The sequence below is a fragment of the Pauljensenia sp. UMB3104 genome, assembly GCF_030217285.1.
In the GTDB taxonomy this organism is placed as follows: domain Bacteria; phylum Actinomycetota; class Actinomycetes; order Actinomycetales; family Actinomycetaceae; genus Pauljensenia.
Map to the genome: position 1 here is coordinate 1 of NZ_JASONN010000689.1, position 207 is coordinate 207.

At 58.0% G+C, this 207-nt stretch carries 1 protein-coding gene; it reads right to left on the reverse strand.

Annotated features, from left to right (window positions below):
* Positions 1-6: 6 nt before the first annotated feature.
* Positions 7-207: transposase (locus tag QP415_RS13295; protein ID WP_285100383.1), on the reverse strand; the 201-nt coding region annotated here is incomplete at its 5' end.

Genomic DNA, 207 nt, shown 5'->3' on the forward strand with positions numbered 1-207 from the left:
GGCTCTTCATAATTGGGGGTGTAGTTGGGGTTTGAATCCTCCTGTTTCGAGGAGTGCTCGGGTGATGTAGTTGGTGAGGTTGCGGAATCCGAGTGCGGATCCGCGTAGGTGTTCGAGGCGGCCGTTGATCGCTTCGGTAGGACCGTTGCTGGTGTGGGGATGATCGAAGTAGGCCAGGATGTCCCCGGCTCGGCGTTTGAGTGTCCT